The sequence below is a fragment of the Marinococcus luteus genome (genome assembly GCF_900106595.1).
Classification (GTDB): domain Bacteria; phylum Bacillota; class Bacilli; order Bacillales; family Marinococcaceae; genus Marinococcus; species Marinococcus luteus.
Map to the genome: position 1 here is coordinate 1 of NZ_FNNC01000013.1, position 4,833 is coordinate 4,833.

Genomic DNA, 4,833 nt, shown 5'->3' on the forward strand with positions numbered 1-4,833 from the left:
ATGGAGTCTTTCAGAAAAACCCAGCCTCTTCGAGAAGCAGGAGCCTCGGCAGTAAACCGTGATGCGGTCGGGAAAGCGATGGAGTCTTTCAGAAATGCCCAGCCTCTTCGAGAAGCAGGAGCCTCGGCAGTAAACCGTGATGCGGTCGGGAAAGCGATGGAGTCTTTCAGAAAAGCCCAGCATCTTCGAGAAGCAGGAATCTCGGCAGTAAACCGTGATGCTGCAGGAAAAGCGATGGAGTCTTTCAGAAAAACCCAGCCTCTTCGAGAAGCAGGAGCCTCGGCAGTAAACCGTGATGCGGTCGGGAAAGCAATGGAGTCTTTTAGAAAAACCCAGTATCTTCGAGAAGCAGGAATCTCGGCAGTAAACCGTGATGCGATAGAGAAAGCAATGGAGTCTTTCAGAGGGGTATCAGCACTAAATAATGATGCCTTGAGAAAAGCAATAAGTTCTTTCAGTGCTCCAGATTTTAGTGTAGCTCGTGCTGGAGTAGTTGAATCCTTTAGAGAGAGTTTGCCTTCCTATGAAATTCGTTTGCCGTCACTTGGCGAAGCTTTAAGAGATTTTGAATTTAGTGAATCAGATTTTTATGTAGAAGAAGTATCTAGCGATAAGGATACATCTGCACCTTATAATGTTTTATCGACTGTCTATGTAGAGTGGATTGCTATATTTTTACCAATAATCATAGCTTTTGCTTTTTCGGGTAATGAACCTCAGGCAGTGAGCACTTTGTTACTGTTTTATGCGGGAGTAGAATACGGCAAAGTTTCTGAATTAGAAAAAGAAGAATAGTGCTAATATGGTGAAGTAAGAATTGAGAGATTAGTGCTTCGAGTATTCGAGCATCTAAAGACTCCAGGGTAAACTAACTAGCCCTTGGGGTCTTTTTTGTTGGAGATGTGCAGGGAGCAAAATTGGTGGCTGCACGTGAGAGGGGCCGTCAATGTAACCGGACTTTGGCGAAGCCAATGGAGGATTAAGAATTGACGACGATTTATGGGTTCCAGGCTCTTGGAGACAGCCAAAAAGGGAAAAATACTTTTTTCCCTTTTTGGCTTCGTTTTGAAATCCCTCTAAAGGGGTTTTTTATGCTCCGGTTCCTATTCGTTGTCTCTCTCCAAATTGTACTTCTCCTGTATCATTGTTTTGGATACCGACAATGTAAAATCCACCATAACTGCTTGTAGGATTATCATCAAGGTATACGTATTTTGCATAGGTATATGTTGTGGTGTCATTTGCAGCTCTTTCTCCACTTACTATACCTGAAGTAAAGCCGAGAGTACTTAGAGTTCTCAAAGCAACACCGCTGCCACCAAGTGATGTTACACCTAGTATTGTTGCTACGGTAGTTTCCTCTTCTCCTTGAGGACTTCTACTAGTAGTTTCTTTTTCACTGGTACTTGGATTGTAAGTGTAACCGTCAGGTGCTGAAGGTGGCGAAATAGCATCTGCGGTACTTGGGTTAAATCCTAGTGTTCCAAGAGCAAAAATAGAAGTGAAAATTGGAATCATCAATTTTTTGAATTTAGAATGCATTTTACTTTTGGTATTACTAATCATGGAATACCTCCTGTAATTTTGCTTTAAATCTATTCTTTCAACAATAAAACATATTTTGTAAATATTGACAAGTTATTGAAATTTCGTCAACGGTACCGGACCGTAGGGAGGATAAGGAGTTGACGAAACGTTGTGGTTTCCAGGCTCTTGGCGACAGCAAAAAGGAAAAACACTTTTTTCCCTTTTTGCTTCGTCCTCGACAGAGCCACCGGAGGTAGAAAGAAAGTTTTTGGCTGCCCCTTTTTTCAAAAAGGGGCGGTCTTTTTTTGGCCATGCGGAGCATGGCTCGGCGGAGCCGACTGCCTCGCAGAGCGCTTTCGTTTTGACACACTTGTCAAAACTCAGAAAGCGTTACTTTGGCAAAGTAACAAATATCTGGTAGCCTCAGAGGTAGCGAGGTGATCGGAATGGACATGAGTATCTCCCTCAAAAAGGATACGAGGAAGACCAATATTAAACATAATAATCGGGAGTTCACGGAACGAGGAAAAGAACGAAATGATCACATTGATTTCTCGAAATCGGATCGGAATGTCTACTTGGTGAAGAATGATCTTCGGGAATTATATGAGCGAGAGTTTGGAGCAGCGAAAGATCGGTATAACGAAAAACAGCAACGGCGGGACCGAAAAATTGAAGATTACTATAAGCATGTACAGCAAAGTAAAAAGACTAGACCCCAACAGGAAATGATTGTGCAGATCGGAGAGCAGGACCAGTTCCAGGACAATGAGGCCAACCGGGAAATGGCGAAGGACGTGCTCCAGGAATGGTTCCAGGATTTCCAGCAGCGGAATCCCCAACTGAAAATGTACAATGCGGTGATTCATGATGATGAAGCAAGCCCACATATGCATATGAACTTTGTGCCAGTGGCTACGGGGTACAAAAAAGGGATGGATACGCAGGTGTCGTTTGACCGGGCGATCAAGCAGCAGGATGCAACGTTGAATCAGACGCACCCGTTTGAAGACTGGCGGGAACGAGAGATTGGATTTTTAGAAGAAAAAATCAATGCTCGGGGTATTGATCGGGAGCTCGTGGGAACGAATGACTACGAGGACATGAATGACTTCAAAGCGAAGACCAAAGAGCTCCAAGACCTGGAGCAACAGATCGAAGATAAACAGGCGATTCTGGAGCCCATGAAGGAGTTTGAGCAAAATTTTGACCGTATCATTTCTCAAACGAAAGAAAAGCGTTCTATGGGCTTCGCAGGAGCCCATAGAGTAGAAATGCCCAAAGAGGATTATGATGAATTGCATAACATGGCGTATGGATCGTTCAAGATCAAGGATCAGTATGAGAGGATGAAATTCACGAACGGACAAATGCAACGTGATTTGGATAGGACAAAGGAAGCAAACGACAATCTGAAGGAGGAAAATGAGCAACTTCGAGAAGATAAAAAGATGCTGCAGAAAGAAAATAAGATTTTGCATCGAGCTTTTGACTTGTTGAAGGAGCAGTTCTCGAATCAAAAACAGCAGTTTGCGGATATGGTTGGTCGAGCCAAAGGGAAGGCCGTTGAATCTCTGAACTTAAAAAAATATCCGACCAATTTGAAGCGAGATGATGAACAAAAAGCTATGAATCAAGTCTTTCAAGAAAAACAACAAGAGCGACAGCAGCAACAAAAGAAAAGCCGGGGACGTGGACCGGATTTAGGAATGTAAAAAATATGCCTGGAGGAATATATTCCTCCAGGCATATTTTAAAATGAATATTTTATTGTTTTTTCTCAGTTGGTTTATTGTTTTTAGGAACGATTGAGCGAAGCGAAAATCAGTTCCTTCTTATCTTGATACATATAGAAACAACGTCATTTTTTTTGTAGGTTGATTAATCTAATAAAATAACTGTTTTATCAGGGGTTTTAGGCGTAATCGGGATGAAAAGGTTGGTTGAAAACAAAAAGCCCCTCTGCTAAGTTTGAGTTACCACACAAAAACTGTAAGCAGAAGGGAGCTCTTTGTCATATTATACCCATATCGTACACTACCCCAACATGAAAAATCAATCACTCTAAAAGATCAAAAAAAGAACGGAAAAGAACAACCGTGGAAAGAAAAGAAAATCGCCAGTCTCGATTATGCTGAACTTTTACATATCCTCGAATTTAATAAAGCATCGAGAGTTCAACAGTGTGGTACGGTGCTTGATTTCAACGTGGATCATGAAGGTTATTTAACGCTTGCCCATGCATGGTTTTGTAAATCCAGGTTGTGTCAAATATGTAACTGGAGGAGAGCAATGAAGCATAGTGGGCAGACCAAAAAAATTGTGGCTGAGGTGATTCGAAGAAAGCCGAAAGCACGGTGGTTATTTCTAACCTTAACGGTGAAGAATGTGTATGACGGAGAAGAATTGAACCAAAACCTGTCAGAAATGGCTCGGGGCTTTCGTAAGATGGTCCAATATAAAAAAGTCGCGAAAAACATGATTGGTTTTATGCGAGCATCGGAGGTAACGGTCAATCCGAAAGATCATTCGTATAACCAGCATCTGCATGTATTGCTATGCGTTGAAAGCACATATTTTAAGAATCAGGATAATTATATAAAGCAGAACGAATGGACCCAGTTTTGGCAGAAAGCGATGAAGCTGGATTATACGCCAGTCGTGAATGTTCAGGCGATCAAGCCAAAGAACGGGGAAAAATCAGACATTGCTTCGGCGGTGGATGAGACAGCTAAATATCCCGTGAAAAGTACGGATTATATGACAGACGATCGGGATCGAAATTTGCAGGTGGTAAAGGATCTGGAGGAAGGGCTTCGACAAAAGCGTTTGATTTCGTATGGTGGTCTGTTAAAAGAGGTTCATAAAGAACTGCATATGGATGAGGTTGACGATGAAGAAGCAGACTTAATTCATACGGATGAAGATGAAGCTGAAGAAGTTGCCTACAGCATTGTGGCAATATGGAATTGGCAAAAAAAGAAATATTTAATCCATTAGGAGGAGTTTTTTGAGTCATTATAATTTGTCCAAACATTATATTGGTTTTTTTGAACGTATGAATAATGACTCTATTTCAATTGACGAACTTAAGAAACAAGGTTTAAGTGCTTGGAGAAATAAAGATGTTTTGAAAAATGGGATGAATTCTTTTAAAAGTTCTAATGTTCTTTGGGAAGCAGGAACTCCTGCGATAAATCACGATGGTGTGGGGAAAGCAATGGAGTCTTTCAGAAAAGCCCAGCCTCTTCGAGAAGCAGGAATTTCGGCAGTAAACCGCGATGCCGTCGGGAAAGCAATGGAGTC

Annotated in this window: 5 protein-coding genes; 4 read left to right on the plus strand and 1 reads right to left on the minus strand. The window is 41.8% G+C overall.

The genetic code is table 11. The features are described 5' to 3' along the window. Window positions 1-795 (plus strand): hypothetical protein (locus BLV22_RS15135; protein ID WP_091616858.1); only part of this gene is annotated, 795 nt, incomplete at its 5' end. Window positions 796-1,089: 294 nt separating this feature from the next. Here BLV22_RS15135 and BLV22_RS14740 read toward each other — a convergent pair. Continuing rightward, entirely contained in the window at window positions 1,090-1,566 is a 477-nt protein-coding gene (locus BLV22_RS14740) for a hypothetical protein (RefSeq protein WP_091616860.1), read from the minus strand. Window positions 1,567-1,973: 407 nt separating this feature from the next. On the opposite strand from BLV22_RS14740, the gene BLV22_RS14750 reads away from it, so the two are divergent. From BLV22_RS14750 to BLV22_RS14760, 3 genes are all read left to right on the plus strand, one after another. Further along, entirely contained in the window at window positions 1,974-3,242 is a 1,269-nt protein-coding gene (locus BLV22_RS14750) for a plasmid recombination protein (protein ID WP_143030994.1), read from the plus strand. A gap of 301 nt (window positions 3,243-3,543) precedes the next feature. After that, on the plus strand, window positions 3,544-4,527 hold the full coding sequence (locus BLV22_RS14755) for a protein rep (protein WP_091616866.1): 984 nt from the start codon (window positions 3,544-3,546) through the stop codon (window positions 4,525-4,527). A gap of 10 nt (window positions 4,528-4,537) precedes the next feature. Continuing rightward, window positions 4,538-4,833 (plus strand): hypothetical protein (locus BLV22_RS14760; RefSeq protein WP_143030995.1); only part of this gene is annotated, 296 nt, incomplete at its 3' end.